The 17,743-nt window shown below is 67.8% G+C and carries 19 protein-coding genes; 10 read left to right on the forward strand and 9 right to left on the reverse strand.

What is annotated here, in order from left to right:
- The 4 genes from ssb to GR303_RS19060 form a co-directional block, all read right to left on the reverse strand.
- Nucleotides 1-151 (reverse strand): single-stranded DNA-binding protein (gene ssb / locus GR303_RS19045; RefSeq protein WP_161747596.1); only part of this gene is annotated, 151 nt, incomplete at its 3' end.
- Between the two features lie 248 nt (nucleotides 152-399).
- Nucleotides 400-675 carry a hypothetical protein gene (locus tag GR303_RS19050; RefSeq protein ID WP_161724842.1) on the reverse strand — a complete coding sequence of 92 codons (276 nt, stop codon included), beginning with the start codon at nucleotides 673-675 and terminating at the stop codon, nucleotides 400-402.
- A 26-nt stretch (nucleotides 676-701) separates the two neighbouring features.
- On the reverse strand, nucleotides 702-1,115 hold the full coding sequence (locus GR303_RS19055) for a hypothetical protein (protein ID WP_161724844.1): 414 nt from the start codon (nucleotides 1,113-1,115) through the stop codon (nucleotides 702-704).
- A gap of 5 nt (nucleotides 1,116-1,120) precedes the next feature.
- Nucleotides 1,121-1,720, reverse strand: a complete 600-nt coding sequence (locus GR303_RS19060) for a hypothetical protein (protein ID WP_161724846.1) — start codon at nucleotides 1,718-1,720, stop codon at nucleotides 1,121-1,123.
- A 288-nt stretch (nucleotides 1,721-2,008) separates the two neighbouring features.
- Between GR303_RS19060 and GR303_RS19065 the strand changes: the two genes are divergently transcribed.
- Genes GR303_RS19065 through GR303_RS19075 form a run of 3 tightly spaced genes read left to right on the forward strand, consistent with a single transcriptional unit; the run spans nucleotide 2,009 to nucleotide 5,123 of the window.
- On the forward strand, nucleotides 2,009-2,305 hold the full coding sequence (locus tag GR303_RS19065) for a hypothetical protein (RefSeq protein WP_161724849.1): 297 nt from the start codon (nucleotides 2,009-2,011) through the stop codon (nucleotides 2,303-2,305).
- Entirely contained in the window at nucleotides 2,302-4,128 is a 1,827-nt protein-coding gene (locus GR303_RS19070; RefSeq protein WP_246205694.1) for an AAA family ATPase, read from the forward strand. The genes GR303_RS19065 and GR303_RS19070 overlap by 4 nt, the downstream gene beginning before the upstream one ends.
- Nucleotides 4,125-5,123 (forward strand): metallophosphoesterase, encoded by a 999-nt coding sequence (locus GR303_RS19075; protein WP_161724852.1) that lies wholly within the window; start codon nucleotides 4,125-4,127, stop codon nucleotides 5,121-5,123. The genes GR303_RS19070 and GR303_RS19075 overlap by 4 nt, the downstream gene beginning before the upstream one ends.
- 2 nt (nucleotides 5,124-5,125) lie before the next feature.
- Here GR303_RS19075 and GR303_RS19080 read toward each other — a convergent pair whose 3' ends face one another.
- Nucleotides 5,126-5,776, reverse strand: coding sequence for a hypothetical protein (locus GR303_RS19080; RefSeq protein ID WP_161724855.1), 651 nt, complete (start codon nucleotides 5,774-5,776; stop codon nucleotides 5,126-5,128).
- A 358-nt stretch (nucleotides 5,777-6,134) separates the two neighbouring features.
- Between GR303_RS19080 and GR303_RS19085 the strand changes: the two genes are divergently transcribed.
- The 3 genes from GR303_RS19085 to GR303_RS19095 all read left to right on the forward strand — a co-directional run bounded on the left by GR303_RS19085 (nucleotide 6,135) and on the right by GR303_RS19095 (nucleotide 9,314).
- Entirely contained in the window at nucleotides 6,135-6,806 is a 672-nt protein-coding gene (locus GR303_RS19085; RefSeq protein ID WP_161724858.1) for a trna delta -isopentenylpyrophosphate transferase, read from the forward strand.
- Nucleotides 6,807-6,896: 90 nt separating this feature from the next.
- Nucleotides 6,897-9,086 (forward strand): SF1B family DNA helicase RecD2, encoded by a 2,190-nt coding sequence (recD2, locus tag GR303_RS19090; RefSeq protein ID WP_161724861.1) that lies wholly within the window; start codon nucleotides 6,897-6,899, stop codon nucleotides 9,084-9,086.
- A 60-nt stretch (nucleotides 9,087-9,146) separates the two neighbouring features.
- Entirely contained in the window at nucleotides 9,147-9,314 is a 168-nt protein-coding gene (locus GR303_RS19095; protein WP_161724863.1) for a hypothetical protein, read from the forward strand.
- Here GR303_RS19095 and GR303_RS19100 read toward each other — a convergent pair.
- Nucleotides 9,257-11,131 carry a glycosyltransferase family 2 protein gene (locus GR303_RS19100; RefSeq protein WP_161724866.1) on the reverse strand — a complete coding sequence of 625 codons (1,875 nt, stop codon included), beginning with the start codon at nucleotides 11,129-11,131 and terminating at the stop codon, nucleotides 9,257-9,259. The two genes, GR303_RS19095 and GR303_RS19100, sit on opposite strands and share 58 nt — an antisense overlap.
- Nucleotides 11,132-11,199: 68 nt before the next feature.
- Here GR303_RS19100 and GR303_RS19105 point away from each other — a divergent pair, with 68 nt between their 5' ends.
- On the forward strand, nucleotides 11,200-12,072 hold the full coding sequence (locus GR303_RS19105) for a transporter substrate-binding domain-containing protein (RefSeq protein WP_161724869.1): 873 nt from the start codon (nucleotides 11,200-11,202) through the stop codon (nucleotides 12,070-12,072).
- A gap of 105 nt (nucleotides 12,073-12,177) precedes the next feature.
- Entirely contained in the window at nucleotides 12,178-13,899 is a 1,722-nt protein-coding gene (locus GR303_RS19110; protein ID WP_161724872.1) for a lysine--tRNA ligase, read from the forward strand.
- Here GR303_RS19110 and GR303_RS19115 read toward each other — a convergent pair whose 3' ends face one another.
- Nucleotides 13,900-14,532, reverse strand: coding sequence for a S24 family peptidase (locus GR303_RS19115; protein ID WP_161724875.1), 633 nt, complete (start codon nucleotides 14,530-14,532; stop codon nucleotides 13,900-13,902).
- A gap of 153 nt (nucleotides 14,533-14,685) precedes the next feature.
- Here GR303_RS19115 and GR303_RS19120 point away from each other — a divergent pair, with 153 nt between their 5' ends.
- Nucleotides 14,686-15,030, forward strand: a complete 345-nt coding sequence (locus GR303_RS19120; RefSeq protein ID WP_161724877.1) for a DUF952 domain-containing protein — start codon at nucleotides 14,686-14,688, stop codon at nucleotides 15,028-15,030.
- Nucleotides 15,027-16,112, forward strand: a complete 1,086-nt coding sequence (locus GR303_RS19125) for a quinone-dependent dihydroorotate dehydrogenase (RefSeq protein WP_161724880.1) — start codon at nucleotides 15,027-15,029, stop codon at nucleotides 16,110-16,112. Before GR303_RS19120 ends, GR303_RS19125 begins: the two co-directional genes overlap by 4 nt.
- 15 nt (nucleotides 16,113-16,127) lie before the next feature.
- On the opposite strand, the gene GR303_RS19130 is transcribed toward GR303_RS19125, so the two are convergent.
- Both GR303_RS19130 and GR303_RS19135 read right to left on the reverse strand, forming a co-directional pair.
- A complete protein-coding gene (locus tag GR303_RS19130; protein WP_161724883.1) occupies nucleotides 16,128-17,465 on the reverse strand; it encodes an MATE family efflux transporter in 1,338 nt (445 codons plus the stop codon).
- 8 nt (nucleotides 17,466-17,473) lie between these two features.
- Nucleotides 17,474-17,737: a DUF6460 domain-containing protein gene (locus tag GR303_RS19135; RefSeq protein ID WP_161724886.1), complete on the reverse strand. Its 264-nt coding sequence runs from the start codon at nucleotides 17,735-17,737 to the stop codon at nucleotides 17,474-17,476.
- Nucleotides 17,738-17,743: the final 6 nt, after the last annotated feature.

Consider the following 17,743-nt stretch of genomic DNA (forward strand, 5'->3'; position numbering starts at 1 on the left):
TCTCCTTGCGCTCGCCGGTAGCCTTGTCCTTCCACGTCTCGGACGTGGCAATCCGCAGGTTCACCACAGGCTCCCCGCTCCCCAGGCGCCGAACCTCAGGGTCCCGCCCCAGATTGCCGACCAAGATTACCTTGTTCACAGATCCAGCCATAACGGCCTCTCCACTTCATCTCTCCTGAACGGCTGGGGCATCAGAGAATGCCGCACGTTTTCAGGTCGGTTGCACATTCCTGCCCCAAGGCGGGCATCGCCTATTGTTCTATCTTTGTTCCACGTGAAACACAAGGGCAAAGGTGCGGATCGGACCCTGGCGAGCACGCCGTCACGGACGGAGCGGCACGAAAAAGGAGCGGTGATGTCTCACCGCTCCTGCGCTCTGTCGTCGGTTTTTTTCGGCGTTTACTCGGCCGCCTGAAGGTAGACCACCTTCGACTGCTCGTTCTGCACCTCGCGCAGGGTGCGCGCCATGTAGGCGAGCTGCTCGATGGTCTTGTCGAGGTCGAGCTTCGTGCCCTCCTCCAGATCGTAGGCCTTGCGGCCCCGATAGAGGCGGTTGACGTGGCTTTCCATCTCCGCCGCGGCTTGCCGGATGCGGTGCACGAGGGTGTCTGCGATCACGTTGGCGTTGCTGTCGACGACGCAGAAGCCGACATCGCTGGCGCGGACCTTAGCCATGGGTTGATCCTCTTCTTGTTGTTTCGTCAGGCCGCGGCTCGCCGGGCGTTCTCGGCGAAGACGCCGAGCCGGCGGGCCAGGGAATGTTTCGTCACGGGTCCCACCCACGGCAGCGTCGCGAGGAAGCGCAGCTTGTCCGGGGTTGCCGTGTATTCGTCGAACAGGCGCTCGCGTTCGCGCCAGATCAGATCGATGGCCTCAGCCTTGGCCGGATGCCGGAAGCCCGCCCGCACGGTCGTGCCGAAGCTGAGAGCGCGCATGCAGCGCTCGAAGGCGCGGCGGCCGATGGCAGGCGTGACGCTCGCATGGCAGATCGCCTCGATCACATGCTGCGCGAACTCGTCCGCAGTTTCGGGCGCGGGCGCCTCCGCACCGGCGAGGCCGCCCTGCAGGGCGCCGGCGGTGTAGCGCATGGTCTCCTCGAGGCCAAAGCCGGGCATGGGTCTCACCTCAGGTTCCAGGCTGCCTGAAGCAGCCGGACGAGCTTTGTCCCGGTCTTTCGGATCCGGCGCGGCGCCTGCCAGGGGGCGGCGTCTCGGGCCGGGTTCAGGCGTTCGGGACGGTGACGCGGTATCTTCAGGCTCAGGCGCGCGCCGGTCTTGGTGCGGATGCGCCAGGCATTGTCCGGGCTCTGAAAACCTTGGCCATTCAACGGCTTATCGCTCGAGCGCGGCCTCACTAAGATGGGGTTTGCCCCCTCCCTTTGCAAGGGAAGCGGGATCGCCGGAACGGAGCCTGCGGCCGGAGCCGCCTTCGGCCAGGCGGACACCTCGCAGCGGGCAGCCTTCAGGCTCTGCGCCAGCTCCACGTCCGTGCCGATGCCGTAGACGGACAGCGCGCAGGTGAAGGCCTCGGCAAAGGGCTGCAGGCTGCACCAGGTCTTCTCCGCCATGTGCAGCGGCCAGGACCACAACCCGTCCTCCCGCCGCTGGCCGAGGCTCTCGCGGTCGATGAAGTACCCGGTCCGCTTGTGCTCGAGGCCGCTCGCGCACACGAGCCATTCCTCGTTCTCGAAGATCGCGCGCTCCTGCGTGATGGCGGTCATGGCGAGGTCCTTTGCAAGGGGAGGGCGCTGCCCTCATCCGGTCACATCTGCGACGCATACAAACAGAGTGAACAAACCAAGAACATAGCCTTGGCGGGCTCTGTGTCAAGCAAAGTCCGCTGTTTTGAGACTGTAATCTTGGAGTAACGGATACTATGTGGAGGGTCGGGTGCCAGGATTGAAGAGATCGGCCGTGATCCAGACCAAAAAGAGGCAAAGTCGTTGCGACGAAATATCGCTGACGATAACTGAAGCTCGACCATTCGAACGCAGCGGAGTCGCGATTCCATGACCAGCCTGACACGCCACGAGACGGACCAGCTTCGCCGCCTGGACGAGATGCGCAAGACCTTCGAGCGGTTGCGGGCGGAGCGCATCCGGGCCGAGGGCGAGGTGGAGCGCCTGATGCGCGATCTCGAGGAGGCGCGGGCTCTCGCGCTCGCCGAACTCGGCACCGACGACGAGGCGCAGATCCAGGCGCTGATCGATGAGGCTCAGGCCCGCAACGCCGCGCTGGCCGAGGAGTTCGGCGCTGCCCTGCGCAATATCGAGACACGCCTGAAGCAGCTCGGAGACGAGCGTTGATCCTGCACGCCATCGATCACGACCTCGCCCGCGCGCAGGCGGCGCTCGCCCGGCTCGAAGGCCGGCGCGATGCCATCCGCATGCGGGTGGAGGAACTCACCCGCGAGATCGAGCTCGCCAAGGGACGCCTCGCCGTAAGGGACGAGGTGGAGGCCTTCATCGAGGCCGTGCACGGCTCCGCCAGCCGGCGCAGCCTGCAGGCCTTCGAGACGCTGCTCACCGCCCTGGTGCAGGAGGTGCTGCCGGGCGAAAAGCCCGTGGCCTTGGATCTCTCCACCGAACGCGGCTTGGCCTCCCTCGACATCTGCGTCCGGCGCCCGGACGGCTCGCTCGAGGACGTGCTCGAGGACAATGGCGGCGCGCTCACCAATGTCATCGGCATGGCGCTGCGCCTGATCGCGGTGGTGAAGGCCGACGTAGCGCGGTTTCTCGCGCTGGACGAGGCGGATTGCTGGATCGCACCGGATCGCGTCTCGTCCTTCTACCGGGTGCTGGAGGACGGCGCGGCGCGGCTCGGCGTGCAGTGCCTCGCCGTATCGCACCATGACCTGTCGCAGTTCTCGGGCCAGTTCCACATCGCGCGCGTCGCAGGCGAGCCGGCGGCGGGCGTCGAGGTGATCTCCTCCGACACCGGCGCGCAATGGAACGATGCGCAGCCGGGCCTGCGCTACATCCGTCTCGTCAACGTGCAGGCCTACCGGGACGCGACGCTGCCCCTGAGTCCCGGCGTGAACGCGCTCATCGGCCCGAACAACCGCGGCAAGTCCACCTTCATCCGCGCCCTGCGCGCCGTGTTCTACGGCGAGGCGCGAGACAGCCTCGTGCGTGCGGGCGAGAAGTCGGCCACGGTCGAGATCGGGGTTGCGGGAGGAAGGACGCTGCGCTTCGTCCGCCAGCCGCGCCGCTCGCCGGTGAACGTCTGGTCCCTGCACGAGGCGGACGGCTCGGTGGTCGAGGAGCGCGGCATGCGCTACGAGACCGGCGGGCGCAATGTGCCGGACTGGGTGGCCGACCTCATCCGCATCCGCAAGGTCGAGGATCTCGACGTCCACGTCGCGCACCAGAAGTTCCCCGTGTTCCTCCTGGGCGAGACGCCGTCCCGCCGCTCCGCCGTTCTCTCCATCGGCCAGGAGGCGGGCTATATCCGCGACATGCTCGTCATCCACCGGGAGCGCTGCCGGCGCGATACCGAGGCGGTGCGCAGCGGCGAGCGGGAGCTGATCGCGCTGGGCGAGACCCTCGAGGGCCTGACGGAGATCGAGGCGCTGAAGGAGCAGCTTGCCGCCGCAAGCGCGCAGGCGGAGCGACTCAGGGCATCGGCCGCGACGATCGAGCGGCTGCAGGCCCATGCGGCGCAGCTTGCCGCGCTCCGGAGCAGGCTCGAGAGGGCGCAGGCCCGCGCCGGCATCACGGCGCACCTGCCTTCGGCGGAGCATCTGGATGCCCTCACCCGTGCCGTCGAGCGCTCCCGCGAACGCGAGCGGATCGGGCGCCGGGTCGTGCAGGCGAGCCGCGCGCTGGCGCAAAGCCAGGCGCGGCTTCGGGCGCTGCAGGACCTGCCGTCGGCAGCGCCGGTGCTTGAAAACACGGCGCCGGCACAAGACATCCTCAAGCGTCTTGCCGATCTGCGCAGTGCCGCACGGATCGCCAAAACCCGCATGGCGCAGGTCGATGACGGGCTGAAGGCCCTGCAGGCCGAGATGGCGCGCCTCGTCGAGGAGACCGGCGGCCTGTGCCCCACCTGCGGCTCGCCCGTAAGACCCGAGACCCTGCTCGACCACCACGCCCATTCCCTGAAGCCCACGGAGCGGCTCACCGCATGATCCTCGCCGGAGATCGACTTCCCGCCATCGCCTGCAACGGCGTCCTCGTGATCGGCGACCCGCATGTGGGCTCGCGGCGTCCGGGCCGGCGCAAGGATGCCGTGTGGCCCAAGGCCGTGCTCGGCAAGCTCGAACGCTGCGTCGAGATCGCCAACGGCCGGGGCCTCGCGGTGGTCATCCTCGGCGATCTCTTCGACCGGCCGGTCGAGACCGATCTGGCGCTCAAGAACCGGCTGGTCCGCATCCTGCGCAGCTTCGATCACAGGCCCATCGTGAACGTGGGCAACCACGACATCCAGCATACGACGCTCACCGACAGCGACTCGCTCGCACTGCTCGGCCTGTGCGACGTGGTCGATGTGGTGGCGGCCTCCGGCCCGGTGGCTGAGTTCCAGATCGGGACCCGGCGCATCGGCGTCGGCATGACGCCCTACGGGCAGGCGATCCCGACGGATGTGCGCGGCGCCTTCGCCGGTTCCGATCTCCAGGCCTGGTTCACGCATCACGACATCGCCTTCGATGCCGGCTATCCGGGCGCCGTGCCGCCCTTCGCGGTGGAGGGCTGCGACGTGGTCGTCAACGGCCATGTGCACAAGACGCAGAAGGCGATCCACGCCGGGCGGACGCGCTGGATGAATCCCGGCACCATCACGCGCGGGTCGATCGACCTCGTCGACCACGTGCCGCGCGCCTGGATCCTCGACGGCGGCGGCGAGCTGGAGGCCCAGGCGCTGCCCTACGAAGACAACGTGTTCGATCTCACCGGACGCGTGGTCGATGCGGCGGACGGCGCCGCCGTGGCGCGCGAGGTCGAGAGCGCCTTCGTCACCCTGCTGCAGGCGGAATCCGCGACTGAGCTGAAGCGCAGCGGCGACGGCGCCATCATCCGCGACGAGATCGAGGCGAAGTTTGCGGCAGACAACACCTCCGAGGCGGTGCGCGCCATCGTGCGCTCGCTGCTCAGCGAGGCGGTGGAGCGCCACGCGAAGGCGTAACTCTAGAAGGCGAACGGATCGGTGTAGGGCAGGCGGCGCCGGCGCACCTGCGTCTCCGGCAGGATCGGGCGGCTGATGTCCACGGCGATCAGGCCTTCGCAGGCGAGCGCGAGCACGGCCGCCACGCCGTCCTGCGTGTTCATCACGGCGCTGGCGCAATCCACCAATCGCATGGCGCCCACCTCGTCGAGCTGGTGCAGGATCCGCACCCGGTCGCCCGCCGTCACGGGCGTGCGCTTGCATGCCATGATCAGGCGCGTGGTGGTGAAGCGCGGCTCGGCCCGGATGCTGGCCGCCGTCTCGATCAGGAAGGGGCGTCCGTCGGCGGAGGCGATGCCGTGGATCGCTGCGGCGCGTAAGGGGTGGCTCAGGAGGTCGTCGTCCGTCACCACGTCCACCAGGCAGGAGGAGCCGTCGCGGACGATCTCGAAATCGGCCACGTGCTCGATCATGTCGTCGCCGATGGCGAAGGCGGCAGGGTCCGCCGGGGCCCGCAGGGACTCGATCTCGGCATCGAGCTCGCAGATCGCGAGATAGTCCGCGATCAGGGCGTTGCGCGCGAGCGGCGCGGCCGGGCGCTTGGCGGCCCGACGGGCAGTGCCGCGGCGGGCGGGGCGTCGATCCGAAAGGTCGAGGATCGCTTGCGCGGACATCCGGTCCTCCAGGGTGGCGGTGACGTGACGGGCCAGGCTCCTTCATGACGCGGGCGAAGCTTGCAGCCTGATGAGAACATATATAGAACACATAGCCTGTGGTCAAATCATGACGGCCCGCCCGGGCCAGCGGATCCAGGGCCATGCGCGGGCGTGGCGGCGGCCAGCGGTGAGACAAAACCGCACACCAGTTAAGTCATTGCAGTGAAAGCCTTTCTACCTCGGCGGCAGCCTCCCGAAAGTGGACCGGAATCCCCATATCTGCTATAGAACAAAGACTGAACGCGCCGGCCCTGAAAACGGCCGCGACAAGAGCGCGGAACCGGTGGGCGGGTCCCTGTGAAAGTTAGGATCGAGGATGAATACGACCGATAAGAAAATCTCCGAGGTGCTGGCCAAGTTCGGCGAGCCGATGGCCGGCAACGTCTGGCGCGTTCAGGGCACCGCCGTGGTCTACCACAAGACCCTGGAGCGCATCGCCGCCCAGGCGAAGATCGTCTTCGACGAGCCCAAGATCATCCGCGCCGAGCGCGACGAGGCGGTGATCCAGGTCACGGGCCGCATGGGCGACCGGATCGAGTGGTCGATCGGCGAGGCGCTGATCGGCGTCAACTACCGCGTCTCGGGCAAGCAGGCGGCCTACGTCTACGCCATGGCCGAGAAGCGTGCGAAGGATCGCGTGATCCTCAAGCTCATCGAGCTGCACGGCTATGTCTACTCCGAGGAAGAGGCCGACGAGTTCAAGCAGGGCCGCCCGGGCTTTGCCGATCCGCATGTGGAGCTGGAGAAGACCGAGACGCAGCCGCAGAAGGGCAGGGTCGAGGCGTCGGGTTCCGACGGCAAGGTCGAGGACGACCTGAAGGCGAAGATCAAGAAGGCCAAGACCATCAACGCGGTCACGGACCTGATGCTTCATGCCGATACGCAGAAGCTGCTCGCCGATCTGCCCGAGGGCATCCGCGACGAGATCCGCGACTTCGCCAAGGCGCGCCTCGTCGAGCTCGGCTGGCCGACCAAGAAGGCAGCCTAAATTTCGCTGCGATGCTGGGCGAGACGGTAACAGCCGCCTCGCCCTTTCTTTTCCTCGAGAGCGTCCCGGCGCATGTGGTCCCGCTGATCGATGCCGAAACCATCCGCTCTCGCCGCTTCCGATCAGGAGGCGCTGTCCCTCTCCGAACATCTCGTCGGCTCCATCGAGCGGGTGACGTTCCACAACGATGAAACCGGCTTCTGCGTGCTGCGGGTGAAGGCGCGCGGGCATCGCAAGCCCGTGGTCGTGGTGGGCCATGCGCCGTCCGTCGCCATCGGCGAGGTGATCGAGGCGAGCGGCGGCTGGCTGCACGACCGCAACCACGGCGTCCAGTTTCGCGCGCATGCGCTGGCGACCTCGGCGCCGACCACGGCGGAGGACCTCCAGCGCTTCCTCGGCTCCGGCCTTCTGAGGGGCGTCGGCCCCGCTGTCGCGCAAAGGCTCATCGCCTCCTTCGGCGCCCGCATTCTCGACGTGATCGAGAAAAAGCCGCATGAGCTCACGCGCGTGCAGGGCATCGGCATGGCGAAGGCGCTCGGCATCGGCGAGGCCTGGACGGAGCATCGCGCGCTCAAGGATATCGCCGCCTTCCTCAACGCCCACGGCATCGGCGGCTTCCTGCTCACGCGCATCTACCGCGCCTATGGCGTGGGAGCCATCGACATCATCAAGGCCAATCCCTACCGGCTCGTGCTCGACATTCCGGGCTTCGAGTTCGCGCTCGCCGATCAGGTGGCCCTGCGGCTCGATGTGGAGCCGACGGCCGAGATGCGCCTGCAGGCGGGCCTTGCCCACGTGCTGTCTGAGGCGGTGAAGGAAGGGCATTCGGGGCTCGGTGCGGACGAGCTGCTGCGGCAGGCCAGCCGCCTGCTCGACGTGACGGAGGCGGAGCTCGGGCCGGTGCTCGACGCGCAATGCGCCGCGGGGCAGCTCGTGGCCGATGGCTTGAGCGGCCGGCGCAGCATCTTTCTGAAGAGCCTCTACGGCGCCGAGATGTTCATCGCGCAAAGGCTCAAGGATCTCGCCAGGGGCGAGCACCCCTGGGCCGGCCTCGATGCTGCGCAGGTGATCGCCGAGGCGGAAGCCGCCATCGGCGTGACCTATTCGCCGAGCCAGCGCGAGGCGCTCGCGGCCGCCTGCCGCTCCAAGGTGCTCGTGGTCACCGGCGGTCCCGGCGTGGGCAAGACCACGCTCATCCGGAGCCTGACGCGCCTCTGCGCGCAGCACGAGCGCACCATCGCCCTCTGCGCGCCCACGGGACGGGCGGCGAAGCGCCTGTCGGAGAGCACGGGCTTTCCGGCCAGGACGGTGCATCGTCTCCTCGAAGCTTCGGAGGGCGGCTTCCGCCGCAACGCCAAGACCCCGCTCGACTGCGATCTTCTCGTCGTGGACGAAGCCTCGATGCTCGACATCCGCCTCACGGCCGCCCTGCTGCGCGCCTTGCCGGACGAAGCCTCCCTGCTGCTCGTCGGCGACGTGGACCAGCTTCCCTCCATCGGCCCCGGGCAGATCCTCTCCGACATCATCGCCTCCGGTGCCGTGACCGTGGTGCAGCTCAAGGAGGTGTTCCGGCAGGAGCGGGAAAGCCGCATCATCACCGTGGCGCACGCCATCAACCGCGGGCTGATGCCCGACCTTTCGCACCGGCCGGACTCCGACCTGTTCTTCGTGGAGGCCGACACGCCGTCCGATGCCGTGGCGAAGATGACCATCCTCATGCGCGACCGGATTCCGCGCCGCTCCGGCCTCGATCCCGTGCGCGACGTCCAGGTGCTGTGCGCCATGAATCGCGGACGGCTCGGCACCAACATGCTGAACGGCGAACTACAGCAGGTCTTCAACCCGCCCGGGCCCGAGAGCCTGCACCGCGCCGGCTGGATCTACGGGCCGGGCGACAAGGTCATGCAGGTCCGCAACGATTACGAGCGGGACGTCTATAACGGCGAGGTTGGCATCGTGCGCGAGGTGCGGCGCGACCATGGCGAGCTCACCGTCGCCTTCGACGAGCGGCTCGTTGCCTACACCCTCAAGGAGCTCGACGAGCTTGCGCTGGCCTATGCGGTGACGATCCACAAGGCGCAAGGCTCCGAATACCCGGCCGTGATCATCCCCGTCGCGCTGCAGCAGGCCTCCATGCTCGGGCGCAAGCTGCTCTATACGGGCGTCACGCGGGGAAGCCGCCTCGTGATCCTCCTGGGTAGCCGCGCGGCCCTGGCGCAGGCCGTCGCCTCCGAGGAGGAGCCGCGCCTCTCCCGGCTGCGGAACTGGCTCGAGACCTGATGCCTTTCTCTTGAGCCCAGCGCGATCTATACTCGCCCCGATGCGCCGGCAGGAGGCACGATGAGCATGGACACCGGATACACCGACCGGCAGGAGCGGCGGACCCGCCTGGGGCTTGTGGCCGGCGCTGTCCTCTGCCTCGTCGCTTCCGGGAGCCTGCTGTGGTGGCGCTACGGCGGCGCGGTGTTCAACGATCTCGTCTCCACCACCCTGGCCTGGTGCTTCTGAAGCCATCCGCTCCGCGACGTGCGCGCGAGGCCGTGGCTCGTCTTGTTCCAACGGAAGGGAGCGGTCGCAAGCTCCCACAATCCCCGCCAAGCCGCGAGGCTGACCAGCCCGTAATAGAGCGGCAGCAGCGCAACCCAGGGAACCAACCGCCAGAGCCTGCGCCTGTGAAGCGCGATGCCGGCCGGGACGACGATGGAGAGGGCACCGGACGCGAAGAGCGTCAGGGCATAGGCGTTGAGTGCGGGCCCCCATTGCGCCACACCGTGTCCAAGCAGCCAAGAGGTCACGAACAGACCGGTGAAGAGGGGATAGACCAGGGCGCTGAGCACGACGCCCCAGGTCAGGGCGAGAGCCCCGCAGAATCGCCATGGGCCGAGCTGACGAAGCAGGTTCCAGGGTCTGCGCGAATGGCTCACCGCCGTCTGCACGAAGCCCTTCATCCAGCGCGTGCGCTGGCGCAACCAGAGCCGCAAGGTGCCCGGCGCCTCCTCGAGGGTGGAGGAGGGGAGATCCTGCACCCGGTAGCCGAGTCGCGCGAGGCGGATGCCGAGATCGGCATCCTCGGTCACGTTATGCGCGTCCCAGCCGTGGATCCTGCGCAGGACGGCGGTGCGGAAATGGTTGGAGGTGCCGCCGAGCGGGAAGGGGCTGCCGATGGCCGCAAGTCCCGGGTTGAAGGCGTCGAACAGGGCCGCGTACTCGATTGTGAACAGCCGGGTGAGCCATGTGTCGTCCGTGTTGTCGATGGTCAGCCGCGCCTGGAGGCAGGCAACGTCTGCCGGCGCCTCCCTAAAGCGAGAGGCCGCCAGCCGCAGCTGCCCGGGATCAGGCACGTCCTCGGCGTCGTAGACCACCGTGAAGCGGCCCCGCGCCAGGGGCAGGGCGACATTGAGCGCCCGCGGCTTCGTGCGCGGCTCCCCCGGCGGCGCGACCAGCACCTCCACATGGGCCGGCATCGTGATGGCGGCGAGCGCCTCCGGCGTCTCCCGGTCGTCGGCTTCGAGCACGAGCTTGATGTCGAGCTTGGCGGGCGGGTAGTCGAGCCGCTCCAGCGCCTGGATGAGCCGTGCCGCCACGCGCCTCTCGCGGTAGAGCGCAGCGATCACCGTGTAGACCGGCAGATCGGCATCCTCGGCGCGGGGCGGCGGGGTTGCAGGCTCCACGGAGCCGCTCAGGAAAGAGGCCGCGAGCCTGAGAACCACCAGGGCGAGAAACAGGGGGCTCAGGGCAGCGCCGAGAAGCCCGGCGGTGAGCTCGGGCGCATGAAGCGCGCCGAACACGATGGGCGCGAGCATGAGGAACAGGAGCGCGAGCTGGCCGTAGCCGACGCCGGTGGCGAGGTCGGGCGCCTGCTCGGCGAGATCCGAGGCGGCCCGGTGGGCGATCGACGGTGCCTTGGCCCGGAACACCGCCTCCCTCAACAGGGATGGGGTCGTGATGGCCAGCGGCCGGGCCGCGGAGCGGCTCCTGAGGAGCTGGACGAGCAGGGCGCCGCGCGGTGCCGCTACGAAACCGCTCCTCGTTCCGGTCAGGGGAGCAAGTCCCGCCAGGATGCTCTCAGGGTACCGGGCGTCCCGGGAGAGGCGAGGGGCTGCCAGGAACGGCAGGCCCAGCTCGGCGGCCAGGGTCCGGTAGAACTCGGTCTCTTCGATCAGGCCTTGCCTGAGGACGAAATCATCGGCTGAGACTCCGGCGACCTGGGCGAAAACCGCCATCTGGCGGAGGGCTTCCGGAGCGTATCCGTGGCCCGCCAGAAAGCCGAGCGCCACCGGAAGCGCTGTTGACTGTGGGTCCCGCTCCGCTAGACCCTGCCTCATGAGCGCAGGACGCCTTCGACGGGCGCTTGTGGATGGTGCAGGGCGGCGCGCAAGTGAGTATCGCTTCAATGCTTCTGGATATCGTTACATTGGTCGCGCGCTTCCGCCGCAAGATCAAGCCCCTGAGCCGGGCGGTGCTGCCCTTGCTGCTGACGATCGGCGCCGCCCAGGCGCAGGGCGTGAGCATTCCGAACTTCTGGGATCCGCGCGCCCAGCTCGATCGCCCGGACCTGCCGGCGACGCGCACCGTCCGCTTCCTCGTGGACGACGATTTTCCGCCGCTTCACTTTCCGGGTCTCGACGGCAACCCCACCGGCCTGTCGGTGGAGCTCGCCCGCGCCGCCTGCGAGCGCCTCGGCCTGACCTGCACCGTCCAGGTCCGCCGCTTCGACACCCTGCTCGATGCCCTGGCCGAGCGGCAGGGCGACGTGGTGGCCGCCGCTGTTCCGATCACGGCCAGCCTGCGCCAGCGCTTTGCCGTGACGGGCCCCTATTTCAAGATCCCCGCCCGCTTCGCGGTGCGCAAGGACAGGAACCAGCCCGCGCCTGACGTCAAGGCGCTCCAGGGCAAGACGGTCGGCGTAGTCGGCGGCACCGCTCACGAGGCCTATGCCAAGGCTTTCATGGCGGGAGCGTCCCTAAAGCCCTATCCCGAGCTGGCGGCCGCCCAGACGGCGCTCAAGGCGGGAGAGATCGATTATCTCTTCGCCGACGGATTGGGCCTTGCCCTCTGGATCGGGGGAGAGGAGGCCGCCGGATGCTGCGACTTCTCGGGAGGGCCCTATCTGGAGAGCCGCTTCTTCGGCGAGGGCATCGGCTTCGTCACCCGGAGCGACGACGAGAGCCTGAGGCGGGCCCTCGACTTCGCCCTCCACCAGCTCTGGCGCGAGGGCCGGTATGCCGAGCTTTACCTGCGGTTCTTCCCCGTCAGCCCGTATTAGGGGCCGACACCCGGAGAGCCGACGGGTTTACCGCATTGACCCCTAAGGGTCTCATCCCTAGTGTGCCGCGCTTCTGGAAGCATTTTTCCTGCAAGCACTAGGCCCATGTCCCGACCCCTGTCCCTCGATCCCGCTCTGACCGAAGCCGCCCAGACCGCCACCGCCTGGCCTTTCGAGGAGGCGCGCAAGCTCGTCGAGCGGCTCAAACGGACGGGCAAGAAGGAGGCCCTGTTCGAGACCGGCTACGGCCCCTCGGGGCTGCCCCATATCGGCACCTTCGGCGAGGTGGCGCGCACCAGCATGGTGCGCCATGCCTTCCGGGTGCTGACCGGCGACACCATCCCGACCCGCCTCGTCGCCTTTTCGGACGACATGGACGGCCTGCGCAAGGTGCCGGACAACATCCCGAACAAGGACCTGGTGGCGGCCTCCCTCGGCAAGCCGCTGACCCAGGTGCCGGACCCGTTCGGCACCCACGAGAGCTTCGCGCACCACAACAATGCGCGCCTGCGCGAATTCCTCGACGCCTTCGGCTTCGACTACGAGTTCAAGTCGGCGACCGAGTGCTACAAGGCGGGGGTGTTCGACGCGACGCTGCTCACCGTGCTCGAGCGCTACGATGCGGTGATGGCGATCATGCTGCCGTCGCTCCGCGAGGAGCGCCAGCAATCCTACTCGCCCTTCCTGCCCATCCACCCGAAGACCGGCATCGTGATGCAGGTGCCGATCGGCGAGCGCAAGCTGGATGCGGGCACCATCGTCTGGCGCGATCCCGAGACCGGCGAGCGCTTCGAAACGCCGGTGACGGGCGGCCATGCCAAACTGCAGTGGAAGCCTGACTGGGCCATGCGCTGGGTGGCGCTCGGCGTCGATTACGAGATGGCCGGCAAGGACCTCATCGACAGCGTGAAGCTCTCCGGCGAGATCGCCAAGGCGCTCGGCGGCCTGCCGCCGGAAGGCTTCAACTACGAGCTGTTCCTGGACGAGAAGGGGCAGAAGATCTCCAAGTCCAAGGGCAACGGGCTGACCATCGACGAGTGGCTCACCTACGGCACGCCGGACAGCCTGCGGCTGTTCATGTTCAACAAGCCGCGCGAGGCCAAGAAGCTCTATTTCGACGTGATCCCGCGCCAGGTCGACGATTACCTCACCTTCCTAGAGAAATATCCGGCGCAGGACGCGAAGGCGCGCCTGATGAACCCGGTCTGGCATCTCCATGCGGGCGAGCCGCCGGCGCCCGAACTGGTGTCGTCGGAGGGCTCCAACCAGCCGGGCACGACGATCTCCTTCTCGATGCTGCTCAACCTCGTGGCGGTGGCGAATTCCGAGGATCCGGCGGTGCTCTGGGGCTTCATCCGCCGCTACGCGCCGGGCGTCTCGCCCGAGACGCATCCGCGCCTGGACAGCCTCGTGAAGCGCGCCGTGCGCTACTTCGAGGATTTCGTGAAGCCGCAGAAGACCTATCGTCTCGCGGACGAGGTGGAAGCGGCCTCCCTGCGCCGCCTGGAGGAGGTGCTCGCATCCTTCGAGACCGGCGAGCGGCCCGCGACTGCGGAAGCGGTCCAGGAGGAGATCTACAATGTCGGCCGGGCCGAGCCGCGCTACCAGGACTTCAAGGCGAAGGGCGCCACGCCCGAGCGGCCCGGCGTGTCCATCGAATGGTTCAACACGATCTATCAGGTGCTGCTGGGCGAACCGCGCGGCCCGCGCTTCGGTTCGTTCGTGGCGCTCTATGGGGTGAAGGAGACGCGGGCCCTGATCCGCAAGGCGCTCGCCGGCGATCTCGTGCGCGAGCACGAGGCGTTCCTGAAGGAACGCGCGGCCTGATTACTGGCGCGCCCACATGATGCGGGCGCTCCAGGCGATCTCCTCTGTAGGGATCACCTGGTCCTCCTGGTCCTTGGCCAGGGAGGTCAGTTCCAGGGTCTTGGCCGAGCGGCGCTTGAGCTCCTGGGCCAGGATCTGCCCGGTCGTGGTGCACACCACGATCCGGTCTCCCTTGCGGGTGCTGGCGGTGGGCGAGACGATGAGCACGTCCCCGTCGCGGTAGAGCGGGGCCAGGGCATCGCCCGTGACCTCGAGGGCGAAGACCCTTTCCTGGCCGAAGTCAGGAAACTCGATCTCGTCCCAGCCCGGCCCCTCGGTAGGCGTGCCGTCCTCGTTGAGGATCTTGCCCGTGGCGGCCTGCTCCATGGCGATGAGCGGGATCATGGACCGGCGCAGCGAGCCGGAGGGCTCGACGAGGCGCAGGAAGTCCTCCAGGCTCGCTCCCGTGGCCTTCAGGATCTTCGAGATCGACTCCGTCGAAGGCCAACGCTCCCGGCCCTCGGGGCTCACGCGTTTCGATTTGTTGAAGCTCGTCGCGTCGAGACCGGCCTTGCGCGCCAGGCCGGACGCGGTCATTCCGTGGCGCGAGGCCAGGGCATCGATGGCAGCCCAAACGCGTTCGTGAGACAACATCGTTAAAAACCTTCGCTGGAAGCGAATATTTGAAACCGAACCTATAGATAGGAATTAAGAGTGTTCTATGGCGCAGACAACGGGCGCACATCTCTTGAGACATATGTCTAATCGGGGTTGCCCCTGATGCGACCTACCGCTAATCGGTCCTCCATGTCGGTTATCTACAAAATATGCCCTGCAGCCCTGTGGCAGGAGGCCGAAAAGGCCGGTTCCTTCGCGGGAGCACCCATCGACATCCAGGATGGGTACCTCCACTTTTCAACGGAAAACCAGGTGCGCGAGACGGCAGCGCGGCACTTCGCAGGACAGGATGATCTCCTGCTGATCGCCATCGATGCCGATGCGCTCGGCGATGCGCTCCGCTTCGAGCCGTCCCGCGGCGGCGACCTCTTCCCGCATCTTTATGCGCCGCTGCCGCTCAGCGCCGTCATGTGGGTGAGGCCGCTTCCCCTCGGCGCCGACGGCCGCCACGTCTTCCCGGATCTCGCCGCATGATCGGCGCGCTGTTCTCCCTCGCCAAGCCGGCACTCCACGCGCTCGATGCGGAGACGGCGCATCAGCTCACGATCCGGGGCCTCTCCCTCATGCCGCCGGCGGCACCGCCTGCCGACGATCCGCGCCTTGCCGTCGGCGTGCTCGGACGGCGTTTTCCCAATCCGGTGGGATTGGCCGCGGGCTTTGACAAGCAATGCGAGGTGCCCGACCAACTCCTCGGCCTGGGCTTCGGCTTCGTCGAGACCGGCGGCGTCGTGCCCAAGCCGCAAGCGGGAAACCCGCGCCCGCGGGTCTTCCGGCTCACCCGGGACGAGGCGGTGATCAACCGCTTCGGCCTCAACAGCGACGGGCTCGACGTGGTGCGCTCCCGTCTCGTGCGCCGCCGCGGTCGGCCGGGGATCGTGGGCGTCAACATCGGCGCGAACAAGGACTCGGGCGACCGCATCGCCGATTACGTGCTGTGCGTGTCGCAGCTCTGCGGACTGGCGGATTTCCTGACGATCAACGTGTCCTCGCCCAACACGCCGGGCCTGCGCGACCTGCAGGGGGAAGCCTTCCTCGACGATCTTCTCGCACGCTGCATCGAAGCGCGCGACCAGGCGGATCGCAGCTCGTCGAAGACCATCGTGCTGCTCAAGATCGCGCCCGACATCTCCCTCGACACGCTCGATGCCATCGTGGCCACGGCGCTCAAGCGCGGCATCGACGGGCTGATCGTGTCCAACACCACCATCGCCCGGCCGGAAAGCCTGAAGGAGAAGGGGCTGGCTTCCGAGACCGGCGGCCTCTCCGGCAAGCCGCTCTTCGTGCCCTCCACGAAACTCCTCGCCGAGACCTTCCTGCGCGTGGAGCGCAGGATTCCCCTCGTCGGCGTCGGCGGCGTCGATTCCGCCGAAGCCGCCTGGGCGAAGATCCGCGCGGGCGCCAGCCTGGTGCAGCTCTATTCGGCCATGGTCTACAAGGGGCCGGGCCTCATCCCCGACATCAAGAGCGGACTGCTGCGGCTCCTCGACCGCGAGGGGACGTCGCTTGCGCAGGCCGTCGGCCGCGATGCGAGCGGCATCGCACAGGGCCGGTTCTGATCGGCGCCTGCGCGCTCAGCTCATGCTGGCAAAGGTCCTTTTCGCCAGGCGCGGGTAGAGGATGAACTGGCCAATGCCCCGCGCGCCGAGGAAGGCGAGCAGCGCGATCCACAGCGCCGTGTTGCCCAGGCTGCCCGCCGCCAGGAGGATGGCGGCGTAGATCAGGAAGGCGATCACCATGAGATCGCGCATGGACCGCGTCCATGTCGCGCCGGTGTAGATCCCGTCGAAGGCGAAGGCCGCCGCACCGACGAGAGGCGTCAGCGCCGCGAAGGCGAGATACTCGCGGGCATAAGCCCGCACCTCCGAGTTGGTCGACACGAAGTCGATGAAGAGCCCGCCGCCGATCAGGAAGATCGCCGAGACCGCAAGCCCGAAGCCGAGGCTCCATCCCAGGCTCAAGTTGATGGCGCGGCGGAAGCCGCGCTCGTCGCGGGCGCCGATGCTCTGGCCGCAGAGCGTCTCGGCGGCGGTGGCGAAGCCGTCGAGGAAATAGCCGCCGATGAGGAACATGTTGTAGAGCACCGCATTCGCCGCCAGCGTCACGTCGCCGGTGCGCGCCCCGAGCGCGCTGAAGATCGAGAAGGCGAGGATGAGCGCCACGTTGCGGATCATGATGTCCCGGTTCATGGCCAGCGTCTGCACCATGGCCGCCCGGTTCAGCACCTCCGGCCATGTGACGGCAAGCGGGTTCGAGCCGAGACGGCGCAGGACGACGATCCCAAGTCCGACGCCGAGAACCTCCGCCAAAGCCGTGCCGATGGCAGCACCCGCGATGCCAAGGCCAAAAGCCAGCACAAGCGCCATGGTCAGCACGATGTTGGCGACGTTGATCGCCACCTGCAGCAGCAGGCCGAGATCCGTGCGGCCCCGGCCCAGCGTGGAGCCGAGGATGACGTAGTTTGCCAGAGTGAAGGGCGCGGCCCAGATGCGGATGAAGAAGTAGGTCGAGAGCGCCTCGGTCACCGCCTGGCTCGCGCCCGCCATGGAAAAGGCGATGGCGGCGATGGGCCATTGCAGCAGGATCAGCAGGAGGCCGGTCGCCGCTGCCACCAGGAACGCTCGGGCGAGCGTCACGTCGATCTCGTGCCGGTTGCCGGCGCCCGTCGCTTGGGCGGTCAGGCCGGCCGTCGCCATGCGCAGCGATCCGAAGCTCCAGAAGACGAAGTCGAAGATCACCGCGCCGAGCGCCACAGCGCCGAGGAGATGCGCCTCGCCGAGCCGCCCGATCACCGTCGCGTCAACGAGGCCCAGAAGGGGCGTCGTCACATGCGACAGGGTCATCGGCAGCGCGAGCGCCAGGATGCGGTAGTGGGATATGTCCGGCCGCTGCGGGTTGGGGGCGCCGTCCATGGCGGGTCTCAGCGCCGGCTGCCGAACAGGCGGGAGATGAGCCAGAGCGGCACGACGATCACGGCGCCATAGACGATCCAGAGCCCAACCTCCTGCACGGTCTCGAAGCTGAGGTCGAGAACCGAGGCGATCCAGTCGAACAGGCCCTCGATCAGCCCGAAGGGCGTGATGTCGAGGAAGGCCAGGAAGGCGCCGACGAGAAGGGACAGGAAGACCAGCTTCACCAGCACCGAGCCGGGAGAGCCGCCGAGAAAACGGTTCAGGTTGGACATGCACTC

Origin of the sequence: Microvirga arsenatis (genome assembly GCF_009910705.1) — a bacterium.
GTDB classification, from domain to species: domain Bacteria; phylum Pseudomonadota; class Alphaproteobacteria; order Rhizobiales; family Beijerinckiaceae; genus Microvirga; species Microvirga arsenatis.

Bases quoted from the DNA above. Each gene is read 5' to 3' on its own strand.
- GR303_RS19110 (WP_161724872.1), top strand. From the start codon at position 12,178: ATGTCCCGACCCCTGTCCCTCGATCCCGCTCTGACCGAAGCCGCCCAG.
- GR303_RS19135 (WP_161724886.1), bottom strand. From the start codon at position 17,737: ATGTCCAACCTGAACCGTTTTCTCGGCGGCTCTCCCGGCTCGGTGCTG.
- GR303_RS19055 (WP_161724844.1), bottom strand. From the start codon at position 1,115: ATGCCCGGCTTTGGCCTCGAGGAGACCATGCGCTACACCGCCGGCGCC.
- GR303_RS19060 (WP_161724846.1), bottom strand. From the start codon at position 1,720: ATGACCGCCATCACGCAGGAGCGCGCGATCTTCGAGAACGAGGAATGG.
- GR303_RS19080 (WP_161724855.1), bottom strand. From the start codon at position 5,776: ATGTCCGCGCAAGCGATCCTCGACCTTTCGGATCGACGCCCCGCCCGC.
- GR303_RS19050 (WP_161724842.1), bottom strand. From the start codon at position 675: ATGGCTAAGGTCCGCGCCAGCGATGTCGGCTTCTGCGTCGTCGACAGC.
- GR303_RS19115 (WP_161724875.1), bottom strand. From the start codon at position 14,532: ATGTTGTCTCACGAACGCGTTTGGGCTGCCATCGATGCCCTGGCCTCG.
- GR303_RS19075 (WP_161724852.1), top strand. From the start codon at position 4,125: ATGATCCTCGCCGGAGATCGACTTCCCGCCATCGCCTGCAACGGCGTC.
- GR303_RS19120 (WP_161724877.1), top strand. From the start codon at position 14,686: ATGTCGGTTATCTACAAAATATGCCCTGCAGCCCTGTGGCAGGAGGCC.
- recD2 (WP_161724861.1), top strand. From the start codon at position 6,897: ATGCCGAAACCATCCGCTCTCGCCGCTTCCGATCAGGAGGCGCTGTCC.
- GR303_RS19130 (WP_161724883.1), bottom strand. From the start codon at position 17,465: ATGGACGGCGCCCCCAACCCGCAGCGGCCGGACATATCCCACTACCGC.
- GR303_RS19105 (WP_161724869.1), top strand. From the start codon at position 11,200: ATGCTTCTGGATATCGTTACATTGGTCGCGCGCTTCCGCCGCAAGATC.
- GR303_RS19085 (WP_161724858.1), top strand. From the start codon at position 6,135: ATGAATACGACCGATAAGAAAATCTCCGAGGTGCTGGCCAAGTTCGGC.
- GR303_RS19125 (WP_161724880.1), top strand. From the start codon at position 15,027: ATGATCGGCGCGCTGTTCTCCCTCGCCAAGCCGGCACTCCACGCGCTC.
- GR303_RS19065 (WP_161724849.1), top strand. From the start codon at position 2,009: ATGACCAGCCTGACACGCCACGAGACGGACCAGCTTCGCCGCCTGGAC.
- GR303_RS19095 (WP_161724863.1), top strand. From the start codon at position 9,147: ATGAGCATGGACACCGGATACACCGACCGGCAGGAGCGGCGGACCCGC.
- GR303_RS19100 (WP_161724866.1), bottom strand. From the start codon at position 11,131: ATGAGGCAGGGTCTAGCGGAGCGGGACCCACAGTCAACAGCGCTTCCG.